The 20,996-nt window shown below is 49.8% G+C and carries 17 protein-coding genes; 7 read left to right on the forward strand and 10 right to left on the reverse strand.

All coding sequences use genetic code 11. The annotated features are described in order from the left end of the window. The first annotated feature begins 7 nt into the window (after positions 1-7). A complete protein-coding gene (locus ACR9Y8_RS11225) occupies positions 8-640 on the forward strand; it encodes a response regulator (protein ID WP_481213356.1) in 633 nt (210 codons plus the stop codon). On the opposite strand, the gene ACR9Y8_RS11230 is transcribed toward ACR9Y8_RS11225, so the two are convergent. Together ACR9Y8_RS11230 and ACR9Y8_RS11235 are read right to left on the reverse strand one after the other, a co-directional pair. Further along, positions 637-3,651, reverse strand: coding sequence for a sensor histidine kinase (locus ACR9Y8_RS11230; protein WP_481213357.1), 3,015 nt, complete (start codon positions 3,649-3,651; stop codon positions 637-639). The genes ACR9Y8_RS11225 and ACR9Y8_RS11230 overlap by 4 nt on opposite strands. 196 nt (positions 3,652-3,847) lie before the next feature. Further along, positions 3,848-5,134, reverse strand: coding sequence for a sensor histidine kinase (locus ACR9Y8_RS11235; protein ID WP_481213358.1), 1,287 nt, complete (start codon positions 5,132-5,134; stop codon positions 3,848-3,850). Between the two features lie 592 nt (positions 5,135-5,726). Here ACR9Y8_RS11235 and ACR9Y8_RS11240 point away from each other — a divergent pair. The 4 genes from ACR9Y8_RS11240 (at position 5,727) to ACR9Y8_RS11255 (ending at position 9,174) form a co-directional block, all read left to right on the forward strand. Further along, entirely contained in the window at positions 5,727-6,317 is a 591-nt protein-coding gene (locus ACR9Y8_RS11240) for a hypothetical protein (RefSeq protein WP_481213359.1), read from the forward strand. Positions 6,318-6,351: 34 nt separating this feature from the next. Further along, a complete protein-coding gene (locus ACR9Y8_RS11245; RefSeq protein ID WP_481213360.1) occupies positions 6,352-7,203 on the forward strand; it encodes an AraC family transcriptional regulator in 852 nt (283 codons plus the stop codon). A 76-nt stretch (positions 7,204-7,279) separates the two neighbouring features. After that, positions 7,280-7,687 carry a DinB family protein gene (locus ACR9Y8_RS11250; RefSeq protein WP_481213361.1) on the forward strand — a complete coding sequence of 136 codons (408 nt, stop codon included), beginning with the start codon at positions 7,280-7,282 and terminating at the stop codon, positions 7,685-7,687. A gap of 140 nt (positions 7,688-7,827) precedes the next feature. Then, complete coding sequence (locus ACR9Y8_RS11255) at positions 7,828-9,174, forward strand: glycoside hydrolase family 140 protein (RefSeq protein ID WP_481213362.1); 1,347 nt, start codon at positions 7,828-7,830, stop codon at positions 9,172-9,174. 204 nt (positions 9,175-9,378) lie between these two features. Here the strand turns inward: ACR9Y8_RS11255 and ACR9Y8_RS11260 are convergent, their stop codons facing one another. Together ACR9Y8_RS11260 and ACR9Y8_RS11265 are read right to left on the reverse strand one after the other, a co-directional pair. After that, a complete protein-coding gene (locus ACR9Y8_RS11260) occupies positions 9,379-10,680 on the reverse strand; it encodes a GNAT family N-acetyltransferase (protein ID WP_481213363.1) in 1,302 nt (433 codons plus the stop codon). A gap of 52 nt (positions 10,681-10,732) precedes the next feature. Next, positions 10,733-11,176 carry a response regulator gene (locus tag ACR9Y8_RS11265; protein WP_481213364.1) on the reverse strand — a complete coding sequence of 148 codons (444 nt, stop codon included), beginning with the start codon at positions 11,174-11,176 and terminating at the stop codon, positions 10,733-10,735. Positions 11,177-11,419: 243 nt separating this feature from the next. Here ACR9Y8_RS11265 and ACR9Y8_RS11270 point away from each other — a divergent pair, with 243 nt between their 5' ends. Then, the gene (locus ACR9Y8_RS11270; protein ID WP_481213365.1) at positions 11,420-11,725 is read left to right on the forward strand and encodes a hypothetical protein; all 306 of its coding nucleotides are present in this window, start codon (positions 11,420-11,422) and stop codon (positions 11,723-11,725) included. A gap of 50 nt (positions 11,726-11,775) precedes the next feature. On the opposite strand, the gene ACR9Y8_RS11275 is transcribed toward ACR9Y8_RS11270, so the two are convergent. From ACR9Y8_RS11275 to ACR9Y8_RS11285, 3 genes are all read right to left on the reverse strand, one after another. After that, positions 11,776-13,080, reverse strand: a complete 1,305-nt coding sequence (locus ACR9Y8_RS11275) for an OmpA family protein (protein ID WP_481213366.1) — start codon at positions 13,078-13,080, stop codon at positions 11,776-11,778. Between the two features lie 96 nt (positions 13,081-13,176). Next, a complete protein-coding gene (locus ACR9Y8_RS11280; RefSeq protein WP_481213367.1) occupies positions 13,177-13,611 on the reverse strand; it encodes a hypothetical protein in 435 nt (144 codons plus the stop codon). Positions 13,612-13,621: 10 nt separating this feature from the next. Further along, on the reverse strand, positions 13,622-13,993 hold the full coding sequence (locus ACR9Y8_RS11285) for a PH domain-containing protein (RefSeq protein WP_481213368.1): 372 nt from the start codon (positions 13,991-13,993) through the stop codon (positions 13,622-13,624). Between the two features lie 155 nt (positions 13,994-14,148). On the opposite strand from ACR9Y8_RS11285, the gene ACR9Y8_RS11290 reads away from it, so the two are divergent. Beyond that, entirely contained in the window at positions 14,149-15,495 is a 1,347-nt protein-coding gene (locus ACR9Y8_RS11290; protein WP_481213369.1) for an alkaline phosphatase family protein, read from the forward strand. A gap of 126 nt (positions 15,496-15,621) precedes the next feature. Here the strand turns inward: ACR9Y8_RS11290 and ACR9Y8_RS11295 are convergent, their stop codons facing one another. Genes ACR9Y8_RS11295 through ACR9Y8_RS11305 form a run of 3 tightly spaced genes read right to left on the reverse strand, consistent with a single transcriptional unit; the run spans position 15,622 to position 20,984 of the window. Next, on the reverse strand, positions 15,622-18,741 hold the full coding sequence (locus ACR9Y8_RS11295; protein ID WP_481213370.1) for an nSTAND1 domain-containing NTPase: 3,120 nt from the start codon (positions 18,739-18,741) through the stop codon (positions 15,622-15,624). After that, positions 18,742-19,944 carry an SIR2 family protein gene (locus ACR9Y8_RS11300; protein ID WP_481213371.1) on the reverse strand — a complete coding sequence of 401 codons (1,203 nt, stop codon included), beginning with the start codon at positions 19,942-19,944 and terminating at the stop codon, positions 18,742-18,744. Next, positions 19,944-20,984: a trypsin-like serine peptidase gene (locus ACR9Y8_RS11305; protein ID WP_481213372.1), complete on the reverse strand. Its 1,041-nt coding sequence runs from the start codon at positions 20,982-20,984 to the stop codon at positions 19,944-19,946. Before ACR9Y8_RS11305 ends, ACR9Y8_RS11300 begins: the two co-directional genes overlap by 1 nt. Positions 20,985-20,996 lie beyond the last annotated feature (12 nt).

The raw sequence follows: 20,996 nt of genomic DNA on the forward strand, positions 1-20,996 counted from the left end.
CTATGCTATGAAAAATATCCTTATTGCTGACGATCATACCATAGTGAGATTAGGCGTACTGCTGGTAGTGAAAAGCATGTTCATCAATGCAAATATCAGTGAAGCCGAAACACTGAACCAGGCTATCTCTCAGCTGGAGGAGAAGCCCTTTGACCTGCTGATACTGGACATCAACATTCCCGGGGGGAATAACCTGCAAATGATCAACGCCGTGCGGTTACGGCGACCTGATATCAAAATACTCATCTTCTCAGGCTACGAAGAACAACTGTTTGCCCTCAACTATATACAAGCCGGTGCTGACGGCTACCTGGTAAAGTATTCTTCAGAGGAGGATATCAAGACTGCACTGAGGACCGTCATGAATAATGAAAAGTATATCAGCGCGACGGTAAAAGAACAATTACTTGCTAAATGGCAACAGCCAAAGCCTGCACCAGATAACCCACTGACAGCGCTCTCCGGCAGGGAAAGAGAAGTGCTCAACCTGCTTGTTAAAGGGACGAGCGTGGCGAAGATAGCAGACATCCTTCACCTACAGCTCACTACAGTAAGCACCTATAAAACGAGGATCTTTGAAAAGATGGGGACGAGCAATCTTGTAGAGCTTATAGACAAGGTAAAGCTGTACACCGGTTAACAAGGCGTTAGTTCTATTTTAACCACCGCGCCGCAATGTGGCTTATTCTCTGCTTTCAGGCGGCCTTTCATCTGCTCCAGCAATTCCATCACAATGATCAGGCCGAGGCCATTATGTGCGGGCGACGCCTCTTCTTCCCTGACTTTAGGATACCAGTAGTCATTGATCCAATGCAGCAATGCGGGCGGCAAACCGGTACCGGTATCTTCAATGCTCACCACAATCTTATCTACGCTGCTCATCGCTGATACGATGATCTCGCCCTCCCTGGTATTCTTCACTGCATTGTCCAACACGTTGTGCAATACTACTGCCAGCGCCTGGTAGTTGGCACGGAACAGCAGCTCGGGCGGTACGCTATTGATAATGACCGTGGTATTCGTTTCAGCAATGCTGCTGAAGATGTCTATCTTTTCTTCTATCAGTTCGTGCAGGTCTACCTCTTCGGGCAGTGCGGAACCGTTCTTCACATGGGTACGAATATATTGTATGAGGTTGTCTACCAGGTAATACATACGATAGGATGCATCATAAATAGCCTTGGAGCTTCTGGCTACCATAGTGGGTTCCATGCGGGATTCTTCTTTCCACGACATATTGCCCGCCAGCATCATCAGGTACTTCATGGGCGTTTTGATATCGTGGGTGATGGAAGCCAGCAGTCTTTCCTGGGTGCGGGCCTGGCGGCGCAGCTTCTTCTCTGAAACGCTCAACGAAGCCAGGGCAGACTCCAGTTCGAAAGTACGTGCAGACACTCTTGACTCCAATACCTGGTTCTGTTGTTTGATGTGACGGGTGTGCAACCGGATATAGATCACTATGCAGATGCTCAGCGCCAGCACCAACAGCAGTCGGAACCATACCGTTTCATAATAAGCAGGCGCCACTGTGAGCATGAGGATCTTATCCGTGTAATTATTTTTTCCGAAGCCGTTTATCTTGCGGACCTGCAACTCATAAGTGCCGGAAGGCAAAGTGGAAAAGGACAGGGTATGATCGGGCGCAACGGGGAGCCAGAGCGTATCTCCGTCTGCACCTGCGAGGCGGTACAGCAGCTGCAGGTTGTAAGGATCTCCAAAATAGGGAACACTGAGATGCAGCTTTAACTGCTGGAAGGCATGTGGCAGGACCAGTGTATCATCATGCCAGGGCATGAGATTGCCGTTCAGCTCTGCATTTTCAATCTGCTGCTCTCCATTGGGCAGCTCCGGCTTTACGGTGGAGGGAGTGAAGAGCACCAGCCCTTCGAGGGAAGGAAAAGAGATATACCCATTGTCCCATTTAACGGCGCAGGGCTGGCAACCTCCGTTGAATTCGTTGGTATTAAAGCCTCTGTCTTTCCCGTAGTAGTGGTAATATACATAGGACTGTTCTCCATCGGCGTAAGCCAACAAATCCTTCCGTGATGCCTGGAAAAGGCCTTTGTTGGTAGTGATCCAGCAATTACCACGATTATCTTCCACGAGGCAGTGCGCAGCGCTCAGGTACTTTTCCCTGTCGAGCGGGAACCTGGTAAGATGGTTATTACGGTAGAGGAAAAAGCCTTCATCGTAGGTGGTGACCCAGATCCTGCCGGGCTCCGGGATATTGAGGCTACGGATGCTGCGGGTATTGAAATGATGGATCGTATCTACCCGGCGGGTTCGCAGGTGTATACGATACAGCTCCTTGTCGGCGCCTACCCACAGGAGGCCAGGCGTTTCCTCCTGCAAGCAGGATATATCGCTGAGCCGGTGTATGAATGCGGCCGGTGAAGGCTGCGGATCCGTTGTTTGCAGGGAGTACAGGCCATTGAAAGCGGTACCGATCCACAAACGGTTATCGCTGCCGATATAGAGACGGGTGATACCAGAGGGGCATTCCCATTTCCACAATATCTTAGTAGCGGTGCTGTTGAATTTATACAGCGTGGACAAGGCTTTGTACCATATATTGTTCTGCTGGTCTGTTACGATACCGAAGCGATCTCCGCCTGCGCTTTTCTCTTTCAGGAGCGGCAGTATGGCCACGGGCCCGGATGTATCAAAAACCACGCCCTGTGCGGTGATGAGCCGGTTGTATGCTGATCTGGCCTGTGCATAGTATACTTCATCTTCCTGTTCTCCCCCGCTGCTCAGTATATGGAACTGTTTCCTGGAAAAAATAAAGAGGCCCCTGGTAGTGCTGCCCAGGAAAATCCGTGCCTGTGCTGCATCGTAGTAAACTGAGATAATCCTGTTTTTTTCAAAATCAAAATTATGCAAGACGCGCAAGGTATTGATACGGCCATCGGGTAAGGCTTGCAGGAGGTAACAGGCTTTATCGAGGTAAAGGAATGTTTCCCCGGCGGGCAGATTCCAGTAAACCTTTATGGCGCTTCTATGAGCATTAAATCCGGGATGCTGCAAAATATCGCCGCTAAGGGTGGCAGTGTTGGTATGAGTTCCTTTAAAGACGGTGAGCCTGCCCTGTTCATCTATATAATGCAAGCGTGCGCCCAGCATGAAGAAGCGCCAGGGGCTGGTATAGGGAAAGCGAAGGCTGAAAACTTTCTGCCGCTCCCTGATGAGCTTCACAGTGTCTTTATGGATTGTGAAACAGGAAGCGGCATCGAGGGGGATTTGAAAGACGATACCTGGGTCAATGATCTTTTCGAAGGCGCAAGGCAGCCCGGTGACGGATATCGTGTCTGTTACCCATGGTTTGAGGATAAGGTAGCTGAAGGTAGAGCGCCTTGTTTGTGCAGGATCCTGCAAACAGATCTTTCCTTTTGTGATCCCCAGCATTTCCTGCTGTTCTGTTTGTGCAGACAATTCATATTCGCCGGCGCCTGGCAGGATGTAGGAAATGCGGCTGGACGCGATGTTCAGTTCGTTCTTATTAAATACTTTGAAACGGTTAGCGCCTTCATAGCGTACCATGCCATTCTCGGTAGCCAGCCATATAAAGCCGGCTTTATCGCGGACAATGTTTTTTACGCTGTTCTGCGGAAGACCATTCTCGTCGGTAAAACGCTGTTTTGCGTAGGACACGGTATCGATTACAGCATAAGCGAAATTCACAGACAACAATGACAATAGTAGCAACAATATGCTTTTGTACATATAGGGCAATGCGGGCCTCCAGTAATTATTATATCGGTTTTCAGGACTCTATTGGTAAAAGTACGAAATGATACTTAAAGTGTCTGTAAAACAATAGTTGTAATTACAGCATTGGTTATCAACCTCATATATAAGATGCCGGTAATATAATCTGAAAGGTAGCGCCTTCTTTCAGCACGCTGGTAACGGTAAGATTACCGCCGTTGAGCTCTACCAGCTCTTTGACCAGGATGAGGCCCAACCCGGCGCCGGGCTCATTTTCGGTACCGAAGGAGTGGGTGCGTTGTTCGGGGTTAAACAGCTGCTGGAGCAGGTCTTCATTCATCCCGATGCCCGTATCCGTTATGCTGATCTCCACCATACCATTGGCGGTGGTGGCCACAGCGGTGATGTTGCCGCCTTTGGGTGTGAACTTTATTGCATTGGAGACCAGGTTCCTGATGATGACCTGCAGGTGTGCGGGGTCTGCGTATACCAACATATCGTGACCGCAGGTATGGGAGAAGCTCAGGCGTTTTTCTGACAGCGGCGCCCTGAATTGCAGGGCGGCCTGTTCCAGGGCGTCGTACACATTGCAATAGTGGGGCGCGGGGATCAGCCCTTTCAGGCGCGTATGGGACCAACGCAGCGTATTTTCGAGGCTGAGCAGCACGTTGTCGAGATTGTTCCTGAACCTGCCGGTGAAGTCGCTGATCATGGCAGGGGGCAGCTCTTCTTCCATCTGCAGCAGGGCCCGCATGGCGGCCAGGGGCTGGAGCAGGTTATGGGACAAGGAAGACAGGATCTTCTCTTTGGATCTGTTAAGGTTTTCGAGTCGGAGGGCCTTTTCTTCGTTCTGGCGGTTGAGCGCTTCCAGCTGGCGGCGGTCGCGCTGCTGTTCATATTTATAGTATAGCAGCACCATTGTCATGAGCACGAAGAGGGAGCTAACGCTGATCATGCCCCTGGAGGGAGGCAGCGCCTCTAACAGGGGCGGGTGAGTGCTGTTGTAGATCCGGATGAACATAAAAGCGAACATGTCCAGCAGGGAGAGCGCCATGATCATCCACCAGGAGTCGAGCAGCAGGACGATAACAGCGATATTGAGCAGGAGCAGCAGTTCGGTATCATTGTGATAGCAGAGGGAGATATAGCTGAAAAAAGCGGGGATCAATCCCACGGTGAAGTAGCGGGCGACCCGGAAGTAGCCAAAATGTTGCAGCTGATAAATGAACAGGATGCAGGCGGCCAGGAAGCAATAGGAAATCGCTAGCCGGTAATGGGCGGTGGCGGTATTAAATACGCATAGCGCCCCTACCATGGTAATACTGATAAGATTACCGACGTTCAGTGACCTGATCTTTTTTTGCTCTTCGAAGGGGAGGCCGGGCCTGAGGCCGACCTTAACGATTTGACTGATAGAAAGCTTCATCGGATACGCTAAACTATATCTTTTTCGTATTATTTCTAGCCGGTTAACGATTGGTTAACCAGCGCTTATCCCGAGATCATTAATTTTAGCGTGAATTTATAAGGGATAGAGCGGGGTACTCCTACCCTGCTGTCATTTTTCACCTAAAGAACGTTAATAAGGATCCCGGGCAAAGAGGGGTCCTTATTATTTTTATAGCCGGCAATTTGAAAGTTTGAGGTCTGAGGTCTGAAGTTCGTTAGCGGTTGGAGGTGAGGGGTTGTGCGCTTTTACTGACGATTTCGTACGCTTTTAATGAGGCTGGTGTGCGCTTTTACTGTAGCTGTCCTGTAAGCAAGCTGCGCTTTTACTGTTTGTTACCTGACTACTGCACGAGGAACTTACCCGGAAAACACAAGGGAAATACTAAGATCACATGAGGATCTCACACGGATTGCACATGGAGTGGATGCGGAATGCACGCGGATGCCATGAGGTGACCGCTATTTATCCACATGCTCAATTTGATGATCTGGATCAACTTTTTTGAAAAAGACCTTTTGTAATTTCATAGAAAAGCAATTTTATTTTTTCACGTTAAAACTGATATGATATGCCAAAGCAGAAAGGCCTGTTTATTACGGGCACGTACAATGGGATCTGTTATTACAAAATGAACGGGCAGTATTATTGCCGGCGGAAAAGCACGCTGAGCCGGAAGCGGGTGAAGCGGTCTCCTGCCTTTAAATTAACTATGAAATATGCGGGCTTATTGGGCCAGGCATCTCAGGTGGCGGCGGCCGTGTACCGCAGCCTGCCGAAAGCGCAAAGAAAGCATGCGCTGTACAGGACGCTGACAGGGCAGGCGATGCAGCTGCTGAAAGCGGGAACGGAAGCGGTGATGGTAGCTGAACAACTCAGGAAACAGTGTGCGCCTGTTCAGCAGCCTGCAATGGGCAATCATGTGATTGCCATTACGGCTGTTACGCCTAGTACTGCTACAACAGCAACTGCCAACAGGGCTGTTCCTGCGGCTGCAAAGCTGGTGCTGAAGCCGAAGGCGCTCCCCTCCCCTCAGCTGCAAACCAAGTATGCGCGGATCTTTGTGCACCCCTCGGGGCGGATCAGCGCAACAGGGCTGGCGGATGCTGTAGCGAACAAGGCACGGCGACGCCTGCTGGCCAGTGTAGCGGAACGGGAATGATATTCAGGCGGGTAATCCGTACATTTATGCTGTCATGAACGCGGATATTCATACCCTGTACAAGTCTGATTTTTACCAGGTGCTTGACTTCCAATGCAGGTGCACGGATTGTGTTACCTCGAAACCGGAATATAGCGATAGTTTTTCTATCAGCTTTGTGCGGAAAGGGAATTTCCTTTTCAATGTGTTCAGGCGTTCACTGGATTCATACAATGGATGTATCCTGATCACTAAGCCGGGTTATGAGCGTACGGTTACGCATGCGCATGCCGTACCCGATGAGTGCACCATCTTTGCGTTTAGGAATGATTTTCTGCGCGAGCTGCAGCAACGTTACGCACATACGAAATTCTTCAGGGATAATGATCTTCACTCTACCCTGTTGCGTACCAATATGGAAACGGAGTTCCTGCACTTCACGATCATGCAGCTGGTATTACAACGCAGCGGCAGCAAGCTGCAGATAGATCAGCTGGTGATGCAGGTGATCGATAAAGTGCTGGGCACTATCACTGATTATACACCGGATGCCCGGATCCATGATCGTTTGAAAAAGCAGCATCTCAGCACTATTGAGCGTGCCAAGGAATATATTACCGGGAATTTTACACAGGATATTTCGCTGATGGAGATAGCAAGCTTTTGCTACGTCAGCCCCTTCCATTTCAGCAGGATCTTCAAGACCTTTACCGCTGTTTCACCACATCAGTATTTATTGTCCATCCGGTTACAGCATGCAGCCATGCTTTTGAGCAATACCCAAATGACGGTGGGCGATGTGGCCTTCTCTTCCGGCTTCAACAGCATTGAATATTTTACGGCCGCTTTCAGGCAGCAGTATAAATGTCCGCCGGCAAAATTCAGGACCAGCGCGGCCGCCAGATGAGCGCTGCAAAATAGCAAGATTCCTTAAGTGCCTGCGCGTCCTGCCAGGTAGCTTTGCCTTACAAAATTATTCAATTATGAACACGCCATTATTAGCTACACTGGAGAATTCCAGGCAGTACACACTGAACGTTGCCGGACTGATGCCCGAAGCTGCTTACAACTTTAAACCAGCAGACGAGGTATGGTCTTTCGGAGAGCTGATACACCATATTGCTTATGGAATTCAATGGTGGGAAGCGAATTACGTGAAAGGGAAGCAAACTGAATGGGCGCCGCCTGCTATGCCGGAGAGTAAGAAAGAGATCAGCGCGTATCTTGAAACCGCTTATGATTCGCTGCAAAAAACATTGAGCAATGGAAAGCTGAGTGATGAAGCGGTAAATGGTTTTCATGCTACGCTGGATCATATTACGCACCACAGGGGCCAGGCGGTGACGTATCTGAGGTGTAAGGGGATTGTGCCGCCGGAGTATGTGTATTAGGGGAAGTCGTTAGTCGTAAGTCGTTAGTCGTTAGTTGTAAGTGGAGGAGTTGTTAGTTAGCGGTTATTTGAGTATATTAATTTCTCTTTGTGACTTGCTACTACTTACGACTTACGACTAACAACTAACGACTTTCATTCATGTTAAGACCTATCCTGACTACTATTATCTGTTGCTGTACGCTTGGCTTATGTGCTCAAATGAGTATCAGCGAGAATCACCGTTACCTGTTACGCAATGGTAAACCTTTTTTCTGGCTGGGTGATACTGCCTGGGAACTGTTTCACCGCCTGAATAAGGAGCAGGCCGACCAGTACCTGCAGCACCGGGCGGAACAGGGTTTTACCGTTATACAGGCGGTAGCGCTGGCAGAGTTTGACGGGCTGCATACGCCGAATGCGAATGGAGACCTTCCCCTCAAAAAAGATGATCCTACGAAGCCGAATGAGGCTTACTTCAAACATGTAGATTATATTATTGACAAGGCGGATAGTTATGGCCTGGTGATCGGTTTGCTGCCTACCTGGGGTGATAAGGTTTGGAAATCTTCCTGGGGCAAGGGACCTGAAGTGTTCACGGCTAAAAATGCCCGGGCTTATGGTAAATGGCTGGGACAACGATACCGCAACCGGAAGAACATTGTATGGATACTGGGCGGCGATCGTAACCCGCAGAACGAAGAACAGGTCAACATCTGGCGGCAGATGGCGGCCGGGATTATGGAAGGCGTTGGGAAGAAGAATAAGCCGGTGATCACTTTTCATCCGCAGCCGCACCCGGAAGGTTCTGCTGCCTGGTTCCATAAAGATGCGTGGCTGAGCTTTAATATGTTCCAGAACGGGCATTGCCGCAGTACCCCTGTGTACGATAGAATACAGACCGCTTACAATATGACGCCTATTAAGCCCGTGCTGGATGGGGAGCCGATCTATGAGGATCACCCGGTATGCTTCAATGCAAAGGACCTGGGGACATCGAGTGCGTATGATGTCAGGAAGTATGCGTACCTGGACCTGTTTGCGGGCGCTTTTGGGCATACTTATGGGTGCCATGATATCTGGCAGTTCTATTCTCCTTACCAGGAGGCGGTGAATGGTCCGCATGTATACTGGCAGCAGGCGATGGATCTGCCGGGCGCGGAACAGATGAAATATGTACGCAAGCTGATGGAGGCTAATCCATTGACAGAGCGGGTGCCGGATCAGTCGCTGGTGGTAGAAAATGATAGCTCGCCGGATGAGCGGATACAAGCTACCCGGGGTAAGAATTATGCGTATGTGTATACGGCAGCAGGGAAGCCTTTTACGGTACGTCTTGGGAAGATCAGCGGGGCGATGTTGCAGGTAGGATGGTATGATCCGCGGACCGGTGTGTACAAGGCGGAGGGGACGGTGGAGAATAAGGGAGAACGGTTGTTTACGCCGCCGCGGAGTGGGTATGGGCAGGATTGGGTGTTGGTGTTGCAGGATGGGGAAATAAAATTGTGAAAGTTTGAGGTTTCAAGTTTGAGGTTTGAGGTTTGAGGTTTGAGGTTTGTTAAAAGTTGCAGGTTGTTGGTAGCAGTCCTTCGTAAGAAATAATTACTTGTTTTTCAAACACCTTTAGCGAGGTAAGCAAAGCTGTTTTGAACTTTTAACCTTTAACGAACTTCAAACCTCAAACTTCAAACTTCAAACCTCAAACTTCAAACCTCAAACCTGAGATCTCAAACTATATTCTTTTATAAGCCGGATGATCTCTGTTCTTCCAAAATGTTCTGCCCAGCCGAGCGGAGTGCCATGATAGATCTTATCACGGATGTCGAGGTTGGGGTTGGCAGAGAGGGCGAGGACGGCGAGGTCGGTATCGTTTCTTTCGGCGGCGATGTGGAGGATGGTGTGCTGGAGATAGCTGTAGCGGCGGTTCACTTCTTCCGGTTGTGCTGCCAGCAGGGCCTTTGCACGGTCTTGCCAGCCAAGGTTCCAGGCATCCAGGACGGTGCAGGTGGCGCCATGTTCGGACAGCCATTCTGCGGCCAGCGGCTGGTGACAGTGAACTGCCAGTTCCATGAGCGTCATGCCGTTGGCCAGGGGTGCGTTAAGCTCGTGGGAGGAGCATTGTTTACCGATAGTATCCAAGGCGGCTATGTTGCCCAGACCGGTGGCTTCTGCCAACAGGATGCGCGCAGGAGAAGGCGGCTGCGTGAGATAGTGTTGATTATTGAGCCACCAGGTGTGGCCATTGCTGATCCATTGAAAGCCCGCCTCCTGGTACATGCGAAGACCGGTAGCATTGAGGACGGCGTAGTGCCAGCCCTGATCGGCGGCGTACTGACAGGCGGCGTGCAGCACCGCTTTACCTATCCCCTGTTGTCTTGCCCCCGGCACTACTCCCACATTATAAATACCTGCCGTACCGTAGGCGCCCTTTGTGAAGAACACACAGCTTTGACCAACTATCTTACCATCCAGGAAAGCGAGGAAGCGCTGGGCGCGCTCGGGAAAGACTTCCATTAATGAAGGCGGCACTGCGCCGTCGTTACCAGCGTAGGGCAGGCCATTTACCAGCGATGTATCTGTATGATTATCAGGTCGGATGTCCAGTGCGGCGGGACTGGGATATTGCCGCAGGTTGTTAAGCCGGAGCGCCATCCAGCAGGGGTTCCATCCCGGCTGAAAGCCGCGCGCCAGGAGGCGTACACCCAGATCGGCGGGCTGGGGAGGATCCAGTGACCAGCAGCCGGCGCCTTTAGGAGGATGGTTGCGGAACCAGGCCATCATCCCATCCAGCAAAGGTGCTGCATCGTCTTTTGACAGCGCAGGGAAAGGAACGGTCGCATTATTTCGGGGACCGGCATAGACCCAGGTAAGGCCACCGGCGGATTGCACCTCTCCTTTTACGGACATCGCTTCGAGGATGAACAACTGACGATGATTATCGGCAGCAGCGAGCTCCAGCTGTGCAGGCGTTGCATTTTGAAGCAGGGAAGGATCCGATAATGGAGGGATGCTCATGATGGCTAAGGTACGGAATAATCATGGAGCATTCCCCGGGGTTAGCTATTGATCACGAACTGGGACATTGGCGGATAGTAGAGCATCCGTTTCCAGTCCATCGCAAAGATCTTTCCAATATTGACTTAAGGTCGGTGAGCGAAGAAGGTTTCCTGGCATAGAGGTTAGTGCCTTCACGGTAACAGAACTCAATGCTTTCGAGGTCGGTCATGGATGAATATACGATAATAGGCAGGGAGTCGAACTTCCGGTTGGACCTGATCTCACGGATGCACTGGCGTCCGTCTTTGCAGGGCATGAGGAGGTCCAGGAAGAGGAGGTCGGGGTGCTTCTCGTCCAATAATCTCATCAGGATGTCGCCGTTCTCGGCCCGTGTCAGCTCGACCCGTACAGAGGTTATATCATTAACAGCCAGGGAAAAAATCAGGTAGTCGTCGTCATCGTCTTCGGCCAACAGGACGTATGTCAGTTCCTGAGCTCCATTAGAATTCATCATATTAATCGTTGTCTTTTAGAGGGACATTCCCCTCCATATAATATGCAAATAAAAGATTATCGAATAAAAATCAAAAATGAATTATCGGCACAATTTTCGTTCCTGTATCTACGTACCTTTAGGTGTCAATTAAAAATAGCCGCAAGGATGCATTATATTAAACTATCACTAACAGGCCTATTCCTTCTCACACTCCCGCAAAAATTAAGCCCAAAAGTGCCTTACATATTCTGATAACCCAATATGTTACGCATTACAAAACATATTATACTGGTTGGGAAAAGCTCCAGGCGCCTGCTTACGCTACAGCAACGCCTCCGGGAGCTGGCCCCGGACACGGTCAGCATTATTATTGATATATGCAGTATCAGGGAGGTACTTTACAGTGGGCCGGTGGATATGATCCTTATTCATGCCGATGATACGGCGTGGTTCCCCTATGTGCTGCAAATACGCCAGGAGCCATTGGCGGACGGGATACCGGTATTCGTTTGCCGGGAACCGTTAGAAGAAGCGGTATTGAAAGTGTTGGTGAACGTGGAAGGCTAAATGCTGAAGGCTAAACACATTATGCATTCAGCCTTCAGCGTTCAGCATTTTCAGAGCTTTACAAACTCCACCCGCCTGTTATTGGCTTTTGCGGCGGAGGTATTGTTATTATCAATAGGTTGTGTTTCTCCTTTACCGTCTGTTTCCATACGCGCAGCATCGATACCGAATGATTGGGCGAGGGCTGCTTTCACGGCTTCCGCACGACGTTTAGACAGCTCGAGGTTAGGCAGGGCCTCTCCATCGGCGTCTGTGTGGCCGATAATCTTTACGCGAACGGATGCATTCTCTTTCAACACATTGGCAATGTCCTGGAGGCTGCCGTAGGAGGCGGCCTGCACTTTATCGCTGTTCACATCGAAGAGAATACCGTGGGTAACGAATTTCCCTTCTGTGATCAGTTTATTGCGGGTATCGGGCGCGCCTACTGCCAGGCGGATATTGCTGATATAGAAAGAACCGCCTTTCCTGTCAAGATCGGGGGCATAGGAGGCAAACACCAGGGAGTTCAGTATGGCGTTGGCATCGAGGGCGCGGGGAAGATCGAGCGCTTTGGTACTATCCAGGTACACCCTGATGCGTTGTTTCTGCCGCCAGATGGAAACGGTCACCGTATTTTTATCCGGTACATTGAATTCAGGCGTTGCGTGAAGGCTTTGCTGGCCAATCAGGTTGGTAGAATAATACAGGTACCCGTTGCCGGAAGATTTGGGGCACAAGCCCAATTTAAAGCCTGCCTTGGAAGGCGCCTGACTTGCTTGTTTCATTTCAAACTTTTCATCGGCGTCTTTGGTATTTAAGAGACCGATAGTGAGCGTGCCGATATTGGTGATATCGTTGTTCGCCATGAGATCTACCTGCAGGGTGAAGTTCTCCGGGAAGTTGCTGGTAATGTACTCCGGGAAGAAGATACCATCCTTGTTCAGGGCCAGCCATTTGCCGGGGCGGTTGTTAACCGTCACCACTTCTGCACCGGTGCGGGTGTTCCACTGTGCGGGGAAATCACCGATGGCTTCCTGTGCGAAATCTTCCTGCACGATCACTTTGGCGCCGGGCACGAAATCGAATTTCGAATAGGATTTGATGTCTAGGTTAGGACCGGAAGCAGTGGCCGTGCTAGCGACATCGCCGGACCTTTCCGTGTTGGCGGAACCGGAACCGGAGCTGGAAGGAGTAGTACCGGAAGGTGTTTTATCTTTTTTCTTGCCGGCGTTGTCTATTGTGTTGTCCACTTTTTTGTCGACCGCATCTTCTACTTTTCGCTGTACTTTGTTCTTCAGACGGTCTAAAAATTGTCCCTTTGATGTAAAGGTTAACAGACAGGTAAGTCCGAGGAGGGGTAAGGTTTTTTTCATAATTAAAAGATAAGGATGGAAAGGCTAATCAAATCGGGGACAAAATACGGATAATTTGGTTTTTCTGCAGGTTATCTTTGAAGAGGGTACCGTCGGTCAATACTTGTCAAAACTGTAGAGATAGAAGTCTTCCGGGTTTTTGAAGCTTGCTTCAATACGTTTTGTCTCCATATGATCCCTGTATGCTGCAAATGAATTTACCCGGTAACGGAAACTGTCTGATGTTCCTTTTGTTTCTGCCGAGCAGCTTATATAGATGCCTTCTTCGTGAAGGATCACATGTGCGGACCAGTCTCCATCACTGTCGTACTCCGGTTTTATATACACGCCGGGTATTTTATTGCGATCATAATACCCGGGTGTAAAATAGGTTTGATTGATATACCACCAGGCATTGGGACCGGTGACACGTGTCAGCACCTGCTTTCTATCCTTTGAGTAGTAGTAATGGAAATGATACTTAGGGATAAACATTTTGTAGATGAACAGGATGAACAGCGGTATGCTGAGAATGGCGAGGATCTTCTTCATATGGAAAAAATTAACTCAAGGCGTAATGCGCCAGTACTTTCTGCACTTCGTATACATCCACAGATTTATCAAACTCCTTTATAAAGCCGGGCTCCACTTCGCCGGAGAACCAGATCCTCAGTTCTGCCTCAAGGTTAAATGCGCCGCTTGTTTCGATGCTGAAGCGGGAAATGCTTTTGTAGAAAATGCTCAGGTATTCAATCCTGCTGCCTTCCAGGTCTACGAGGATCATACGCTTGTTGGTAAAGATCAAAGTATCCATGAACATTTTAAGGCCCAGTTGTACTGTTTCTGTATCGATGAGCAGCTTGCTGTAATCTTTGCGTAACTGTTCGTGGCTGATAGCGTTGGCGCCGGCCGCCAATACTGAAAATAGTTCCATAGGCTGAGGTATAAAGTAAGCTGTTAAGATATAAAAACTTAACCCAAAGTTCATCGTACCGCTAATAAAAAAGCCTCGTTAATTATTGAATTTCGCCAGCTGATTGCAAAAGTTTATTTGTTCGGGTATTTTTAGCTACCATTTAATCTATTATCATGAAAAAAACATTTCTTGTTATCTGTAGCCTGGTATTGTTGCATATGGCAGCCAGGAGCCAGGAGGCGCATGTCATCCTGATCAGTATAGACGGCTTACGCCCGGAGTTTTACAAAGATCCATCCTGGAACATGGTGCATTTGCGACAGGGTATGAAAGACGGCGTGTATGCGGAAGGGGTAGACGGCGTTTTCCCTACCGTTACCTACCCTTCCCACACCACTATGATCACCGGTGTAAAGCCACTGAAGCATGGTATCTACTACAATACGCCTTCCGAGCCGCTGGGCATTACGGGCAAATGGATCTGGCAATATGAAAACATCAAAGTGCCGACCATTTTCAGCCTGGCAAAAGACAAGGGACTGAAAACAGCATCGGTGTTCTGGCCAGTTTCTGTTGGCTCTCCTGCTACTTACAGCGTACCGGAATACTGGTACCTGCCAAAGGAAAAGGGAGCAGACCGCATTATGGCCCAGGCCTTAAGAGAAAATTCGCATCCTGCCGGTTTGTTTGAAGAGCTGGAACAGCATGCTACCGGCAAGCTGGATGAGCAGGACTTTAACGGTGATTACCTGGTGATTGATGAGAACCTGGCACGGATGAGCAGCTATATTATCCGTCAATACAAGCCTTCTTTCCTGGCGGTGCACCTGGTTACTGTAGACCATTTTGAACATGAACAAGGCAGGGATGGCGATAAGGTGAGAGCCGCTGTAGCAGGGGTTGACAGGGCCGTTAAGAGCATTCGCGAAGCGGTAGCGAAAGCAGGTATTGAAGGCAATACTACCATCATTGTTACAGGCGATCATGGTTTTGTGGATATTCATTCTTTGCTGTCGCCTAATGTGCTGCTGGCTAAAGCAGGATTGTATGATCCGCAAAAGCCGGAGCAATGGAAAGCTTATTTTCATCCTTGCGGAGGCGGTGCTTTCCTGCAGCTGAAAGATAAAAATGATATGAAGACGAAAGAGCAGGTGCTGCAGCTTTTAAAAAGCCTGCCGGTGCAGCAGCAAAAGACATTTATTATTAAATCAAGGGAAGAGCTGGATGCTGTTGGCGCGGATGCTACCGCTGCCTTTGGCCTGGCTGCGCAGCAGGGATTTTCATTTGGCGCTGCAGCAACGGGAGATTTTGTCCGGGCGACGAAAGGAGGGACGCATGGTTTTTACCCGGATTTTAAAGAAATACAGACGGGGTTTGTGGCATTTGGTAAGGGAATTAGGAAAGGCGGAGTGATACCGCAGATGGGATTGGTGGATATTGCGCCGTTGATCAGTAAGTTGCTGGGATTAGAGTTGCCAGCGGGAGATGGGATGTTGTATAGTGGGGTGTTGGAGAAGTAATTAGGGGATTATTAAAAGATTGCTTCGTCGCGCTCCGCTGGTGGCTCTGGCGGCTTCTCGCAATGACGGAGGAAGGTATGGCCCTGCGGCTTCCCGCAATGACGGAGGAGGGTATTGACGCGCATGTTATTCGATCCCTACCCTTGTTCTTTCGTTGATGGAAAGTTTTGGATAACGTTGGTTGAAGTAGTCATATCCGCGCTTTTCGTTGTTGAGGATGATGACGCCGTTGCCGCCTTCTTCGTTCTGCACCTCCAGTGCGTCATCTTCCAGGATATTCAGGGGTGTGCATTTCAGAGCGGCGGCCTGGCTGGCTATCACTTTACCTGTGAGTAAGCTGATTATTTCCAGGCTGCCGTTCTTCGTGCTGTCAGCTTTCAGATAAGCAAGCCTGGTTTCCGCATCATTGAAAATGTATTGATCGTCAAGTTCGTCTCCCCCTCGCAGCTTTACCTGGAATAATTCACGGCCGCTGCTGGTTTCAAATACCCGCAACTGATTTTGGAGGTCGATATAGCAATAATATTTAGCAGTAGCTGAAAACGTTGTTACAGCGGGTACTCCCTGTAAGTAGCTCCGGGAAGCGAATGAATAAAAGACGGTTTTATTGCGCCCGTTTATGTACTTTAAAATACCGCTGGCCATGCATACAAATACTATTGGCCTGTCTGACGAACCGGGAACTGACGAGTAGAGACGGGCAGGATGACGCGCATAGTCGGCGATTGTCGTATCCACACTTCCGGTAAGCAGGTTATAGATACTAAGTTCTCCCCGCTTGCTGCTGTAGATGATCCTGCTACTGTCCATGGAAGGATACGAGAACGAATAAAGAATGCGTTTTGCTGCAGCATGTTTCCAGCCGTTCAGATAAGAAGAAGTATATAATTTCATTGAGGAGCCATATACCAACCAGTCTTTATGTTTGAGCTCGTCAAACCAGGTGATGCCTGGTATGCTGTCTGTAAGCACCGGTGTTTTTCCACTGGCTATATTGTAGATGCGCAGGAGGCCTTTGTTGAATACGGCAAGTAATTTGCCGTCGGGAGAGAGTTTCATTGTATAGATGATGTTACCTTCATCGCTTTCTCCACTGGTTTCGGATTCATTTTCTGTAAATGAATAGTCAATTCTTCTGCGTTTTTCGAGGTCAAACAGGTAGGTGTCGCCATCTTCCGTCAGGTACCAGATGAAGTCTGATCCCGGGAAAAATTCAGCCTTCATGTCTGATGCATCATCAGCATCAGCATCAGCATTCTTATCGCCGGCATTCAAGTTCTTCCACTGTGCGTGCGGGATAGAAAATGCACTTCCCCTGTTCACATCATAGACGATCAGGCGGCCAGCTTTGTCACGGCAAATGAGGTATCTTCGTGTATCGGCCACTTCCATGTTCACAGCCTCCGGGATGGCCTTTCGGATTAGTCTTTTTGTTCCATCCCCGGGTCTTCTCCAGATATTAATCCTGTTCTCTGCTTCGAGCGTAACGTAGTTACCGGGGCTGAGCATGTACAGGAGCGTACCTGCGGAGATATCAAAGAAGAAACGGGTATCCAGCAGCTTGTGGACAGAATCTTTTGCTTTTGTATCGAATAATCCTACCCGCTGGTAGCTGCCCCATAACCGGAAGGCCATATAGTGATTGTTCTCTGTGTAATATTTCTCCGCGAGCCATCCTTTGCTTTTATTGAGGATGCGCTCATTCCTGGCGGCCATGTGCAGTACCCAGATCACACATCCCAGGGAGACTAAAGCCAGTCCGAGGAAAAGGAGCTTATAACGCACCTGTCTTTCCTTTTCTTTCCTGAGCCGTTCTTCGCGGTGCTGCTCAGCATATTTTGTAACTGCTTTTACAAGCGTGTCATGGCTTAATTCGTACGTGCGGCCCAGGTGGGTGAACTCTTCCCGTACCAGGCGTACATCCATCATTCTATCCAGGAGATCCTGCCGGTCTTCCAGCAGATTTTTCATCTGGTTATCGGTAAGGCTGGCGCGACCGCCGCCGGCTACCAGGTGATCTTCTATGATCCTGCGGCAGATGTCTATATCTTTTTCGTTGCCGATCTTTTTGAGCTGGTCTTCATAAAAGCGGTCCAGGATCAGTTCTGCTTCTTCCTGTTTGATGAGGGTTTCATCTACTACTATTTGGGCGGCAGGTTTGAGCTTATGTGTTTCAATCACTTTATTCTCAATGTAAGAACAGATCTTTTGCAGCTGGGAGCCATCTACCCCGATGGACCGCTGACCGTTATCCTGTGCAGGCTGACTGATCAAGGGAGAGAACTCGTGCTTTCTGCCAACCAGTTTACGCAGAACGGCATCCAGCAGCTGATCATCGAAAGTGAAATTGGGAGAGACAAAATCTCCCTCCACTTTGGCGGGTTCTGTCATTGCTTCTTTTGCGTCGGCATAGTCGAGCGGCGCGAGGTGGAACCTGTTGCGAAGGACGAGGGGAATGTATTTGCGGATACTATCCAGTTCGGCCAGCTTATCATCCCGGATGGCGAAGATGCATTTGATGAGAGGTTGTTTTGACCATTCCACCATTTCGGGTGTGCGTTCTTCCGGTGGCTGGCTGCGCAGCCATTCCAGGATGCGGTTGGGGCACATTTCGTGCAGCAGTTCGGATAATTGCACGAGGAAGTCGTGCCGTTCGCCGGTGGAGAAGTTGAAGAACTCTTCAAACTGGTCGAAGATCAGCACGGGAACCATTTTGTGGCTGGATTCTGCGGGCAGTGGTTGGGGCGGCGCCCCGGTAATGGCTGACTGTTCTTCCCGGAAAGCCTGAAGGATCTGTTCCCGGCCGGTGCTTTTGGGAATGTAGGAAGGGAATTCGAGCCTTTTAAACAACTCCCAGAGCCTGGGTTGCTGGCTGTCAAACAGCAGCTTTTCCTCTTCACACAAGGTAATCCCGTTGGGCTGGCCGATCTTCAGGTGAATGACCTCGTCTACTATTTTGAGCGGTGTTTTGCGGATGGTATCTTGATCCAGCTTATCGCCGGTATACTGGAACCTTACCTTTATGGGATAGAAGCCTTCTGCGTGCATGTGTGGGATAAGGCCTGCGTTGAGCAGGGATGATTTACCCACGCCTGATTTCGCGTACAGCACGATGGTGCGCTCCGCTTTCAGCAGCTGCGCTAATTCTTTTGTTTCGGTTTTCCTTCCGAAAAAAAGCGTGTGTTGTTTTTCTTCAAAAGCCACTACGCCGGGGTACCTGCTTTTGCGGATAGAGAGATCGGACATTCAGATCAATTTAGCGCTATAGTTAGCCAACAAAGCATTGAGATCGGTAATAAAGCTCTGGAGATCATCGCTTACAAAGAACATTTTGAATTCCTCTTCGAAGAATTCCCTTGTTCTTACGCTGATCTTCCCGGTGGCCGGGAGCGGATTGGCAGCGCCAAAGCCCTGTGCATCAAAGCTGCAGGAGACGGCGTTGAACTCATCCTTCTTCAGCTTAAAGAGGTGAAAGAGCACTTTGAAATACCATTGCTCGAAATCAAAGCCGAGGAAGAGGTAGCTGTCCTTTTCATTGAATTCAGCGAGCAGGCTGTTATCTAGGCGGGGATTGCCCATGGTGACCCTGCTGATGAAATCGAGGAATTCTCCTTCGGTGTGCAGGATAGAGTTTTCGTTCCTGAAGGAGCCAAAGATGTTATATACCACTGTTTGCGCAGCGATTTGCCCATTACCGGCCACCTGCATACCGGATGTGCCTTCTGTTTGCGGGCGTGCTTCTTCCTTGCTGGAGATATCGTAGTAATTCAGGCGGCAGCTGTTGGCCTTGCGTTGATTGATATAATGGCAGAGCAGATCGTCGGGATTGGCGTTGATCACGATCCTGAGGGGCAGCATGGCCATCTGTTCGTAGATCTCGCGGCCTATGCGCTGCTGTGCAAGCAGTGATTTGAACTCGCTGTGGGAGAGCGCGGCCACATCGCCAAACATATAGTTGGGCGTTTCCTTGTAGCAGTTGGCCATGTAGCTCAAATTGGTATTCAGCTCTTTATCAAAGTAGACGTTATCGTTGATCATCCGGTCTTCCAGCTTGCGGGCGATCCATTCATTGAAGGAGAGCTGTGCGCCGCCTTCTCTTACCTTCAGCACTTCGGGGCCGAGGAAAAGCACGCAGCGGCCCATGATCAGGGCTTCTGCGAGGCTTACCAGCCTTAGGCGCCGGCTGGATTCGAGCTCTGTGTAGAAGTTGCGTAATTCGGGCACATCGTTCTTATCCAGCATGGCTTTTAACAGCCGGATCATTTTATCTTTATTCGTTTTCAGTGCTTCCAGCACATCGCCCCATACCATCCATGCATTCCGGTTAGTATCTACAAACACGTTCTGGATGTTGGCAGTGGTGAGATAAAACGTTGCTTCGTTTCCGTTAGGGAAAAGCTTGTACAGCACTTTTCTCAGCTTGTGCATCTGTTTAGGGGAAAGTATCATTATTTATTGTTTAGCTGATCCATGAATGCTTTGACCCGCTGGATGTTGGTGCCCTGGTTCCGTCTGACCGTTTCCCTGGAGACGGGATCTTCTATCCAGCCGCCGCTGTGGTGGATGGCCACTACTTCCCAATCGCTGTTCACAACGGGGGAGCCGGATGAGCCGTTGTTGGTGTCTGTCATGTATTGTACGATGGTATCGTCGGCATACATGACCACGTTCTGGTAGATACCTATCTGCTTGGGGCCACCGAGGGGGTGTTGAATGATGTTTACAAAGTCGCCGGATCTGAGCCCGGGCGCTGCTAAGGTAAAGAAGCCGAAGGGGTCGATCTTCGGGTCGTCTATTTTAACCAGTGACCAGTCTTCTGTTTCATTGGTGTAAAACAGCGGTTGATCGGCCGTGCCCGGGGTAAGGCGGGTGCTGTATTCTGCTTTCAGATCCGCGGCTTGCTTTGTTGAGATCTTCACTCCTTTCGGGAACTGGTAATTAAATTCTATGGTGGCTGCGGCGGCGGTTTCCAGGTTGGGGAGCACGTGGTTGTTGGTGAGCAGCCAGCGGTGGTGGAGGATAAAGCCGGTGCCCAGCTCCTCTCCTGCTACTATCCTGACCACTGCCCTGGCGGCATCGGTGCCTTGTTCCAGGAAGCCGATGGGCAGCAGGGTGCTTTTCTTCCCGAGGATCTTTTCTTTGGTAGCGGCGATATCGTTACCACCTTTCCACTGATGATCGGGCAGGGGAATGGCTTTTACTGTTTTGCCGGATTGAATGGCGAGGATGGCGCCTTTCAGGAATTCATCGTTTGCGTTGCCCATTTCGGGCGCGGTGATGATTTCCAGCAGGCGGACCAGCTGATGGCGCGCAGTGGCAAATTTCAGGATGTTGAACCAGGCCAGGAGCTGTTGCTGGGGGATCTCGATCATATACACCGGGAGGCCTGCCTTTTCAAGGAGCGAGGCTTTTTCCTTGTTGGTGATGTCGTGGGCAAAAAGTCTGGCCAGGTAGTAGTTGAGCTCTGTCAGTGTGTCGTTCCATTCCATGGGTGGCGGGGT

The sequence above is a fragment of the Chitinophaga sp. SVR4-12A genome (genome assembly GCF_056754765.1).

What these genes read in the sequence shown, in the direction of transcription:
- ACR9Y8_RS11225 (WP_481213356.1), top strand. Translation starts at nt 8, where the DNA reads ATGAAAAATATCCTTATTGCTGACGATCATACCATAGTGAGATTAGGC.
- ACR9Y8_RS11235 (WP_481213358.1), bottom strand. Translation starts at nt 5,134, where the DNA reads ATGAAGCTTTCTATCAGTCAAATCGTTAAGGTCGGCCTCAGGCCCGGC.
- ACR9Y8_RS11240 (WP_481213359.1), top strand. Translation starts at nt 5,727, where the DNA reads ATGCCAAAGCAGAAAGGCCTGTTTATTACGGGCACGTACAATGGGATC.
- ACR9Y8_RS11245 (WP_481213360.1), top strand. Translation starts at nt 6,352, where the DNA reads ATGAACGCGGATATTCATACCCTGTACAAGTCTGATTTTTACCAGGTG.
- ACR9Y8_RS11250 (WP_481213361.1), top strand. Translation starts at nt 7,280, where the DNA reads ATGAACACGCCATTATTAGCTACACTGGAGAATTCCAGGCAGTACACA.
- ACR9Y8_RS11255 (WP_481213362.1), top strand. Translation starts at nt 7,828, where the DNA reads ATGTTAAGACCTATCCTGACTACTATTATCTGTTGCTGTACGCTTGGC.
- ACR9Y8_RS11260 (WP_481213363.1), bottom strand. Translation starts at nt 10,680, where the DNA reads ATGAGCATCCCTCCATTATCGGATCCTTCCCTGCTTCAAAATGCAACG.
- ACR9Y8_RS11265 (WP_481213364.1), bottom strand. Translation starts at nt 11,176, where the DNA reads ATGATGAATTCTAATGGAGCTCAGGAACTGACATACGTCCTGTTGGCC.
- ACR9Y8_RS11270 (WP_481213365.1), top strand. Translation starts at nt 11,420, where the DNA reads ATGTTACGCATTACAAAACATATTATACTGGTTGGGAAAAGCTCCAGG.
- ACR9Y8_RS11275 (WP_481213366.1), bottom strand. Translation starts at nt 13,080, where the DNA reads ATGAAAAAAACCTTACCCCTCCTCGGACTTACCTGTCTGTTAACCTTT.
- ACR9Y8_RS11280 (WP_481213367.1), bottom strand. Translation starts at nt 13,611, where the DNA reads ATGAAGAAGATCCTCGCCATTCTCAGCATACCGCTGTTCATCCTGTTC.
- ACR9Y8_RS11285 (WP_481213368.1), bottom strand. Translation starts at nt 13,993, where the DNA reads ATGGAACTATTTTCAGTATTGGCGGCCGGCGCCAACGCTATCAGCCAC.
- ACR9Y8_RS11290 (WP_481213369.1), top strand. Translation starts at nt 14,149, where the DNA reads ATGAAAAAAACATTTCTTGTTATCTGTAGCCTGGTATTGTTGCATATG.
- ACR9Y8_RS11295 (WP_481213370.1), bottom strand. Translation starts at nt 18,741, where the DNA reads ATGTCCGATCTCTCTATCCGCAAAAGCAGGTACCCCGGCGTAGTGGCT.
- ACR9Y8_RS11300 (WP_481213371.1), bottom strand. Translation starts at nt 19,944, where the DNA reads ATGATACTTTCCCCTAAACAGATGCACAAGCTGAGAAAAGTGCTGTAC.
- ACR9Y8_RS11305 (WP_481213372.1), bottom strand. Translation starts at nt 20,984, where the DNA reads ATGGAATGGAACGACACACTGACAGAGCTCAACTACTACCTGGCCAGA.